This is a genomic window from Priestia sp. P5_B4, from assembly GCF_056400385.1.
The window spans coordinates 1-900 of sequence record NZ_JBFULJ010001205.1 but is presented as its reverse complement, the minus strand read 5'-3'; the positions used below and the strand labels follow the sequence as shown (position 1 = coordinate 900).

1 protein-coding gene and 1 pseudogene are annotated in these 900 nt (G+C 41.1%); both read right to left on the bottom strand.

Annotation, left to right across the window (positions count from 1 at the left end; translation table 11 throughout):
• A partial coding sequence (locus AC1DRF_RS29960) for an ABC transporter permease (protein ID WP_477742568.1) occupies positions 1 to 677 on the bottom strand: 677 nt, incomplete at its 3' end.
• Positions 674 to 900, bottom strand: a pseudogene (locus tag AC1DRF_RS29955) (ABC transporter ATP-binding protein); the annotation flags it as partial. The pseudogene AC1DRF_RS29955 and the gene AC1DRF_RS29960, both read right to left, overlap by 4 nt.

Below are 900 nucleotides of genomic sequence, written 5' to 3'. Positions count from 1 at the left end.
GAAGTAAAAAACAGCTGTCCAAAGAGCTCTTCACTCATCCACTGCTTAAACCCTGTTAATAAAGTCGGATACGAAAAGGAGATTAGTATAAAAGCAACACCAATTCCAACAGCCGTAGTGGTCGTTTTGCTGATAACAGAGATAAAAAACAGCACACAGCATATCGCAATAGTCGTCAAGTAGGCATATCCATAGAATGAAAGATTATATACTAGCGCTTCTTTTATGCTGAAAGCATGACTGTGATAAAACACAAAGTAGGTTTGCGGATGTTCAAACATCAGAAAGCCTATCACATAGCTCATACAAAAATACGTAATAAAAAACAGTGCATTAAACAGCAGAATCACTGCGGCTTTTGCTAGGATGATTTCTTTAAACGAATATGATCGTATCATGACCATTCGCAGCTGTCCTGACCGGTATTCGCCGGTAACAACGAGCGTAATAAAAACTAAGAACATAGCATTAAAAACGGTAAATAACATTTCGGCTAAGCTCAGTACAGGAAAGTTTCCCGCAAACGTATACTGTGGTAAGTCGACTGTGAGTGCTCCGTTTTCTTTTTGGAGATAGGAAGAAGCAACTAACAGCACCACCGGCACTAATAGAAAGGTCAGCCACGCCACTTTTCGTTTCCAAAGTCTTTCCCACTCCGCTACTAACAGCTCCTTCATTGTGACACCAGCTCTACAAATGCATCTTCCAGATTTTTACCGGATGCTAACTGGTCTAAAGCGCCGTCCCATATTAGCTCTCCTTCTCGCATCACGACAATTTGATCACATACTCGCTGTAATTCATCCAGCAAATGACTAGAAATCAAAATCGTTTTGTTATAGTGGCGTTTTAAGGTGAAAAGAAGCTCGCGCAGTTCACGTACGCCCATTGGATCTAAGC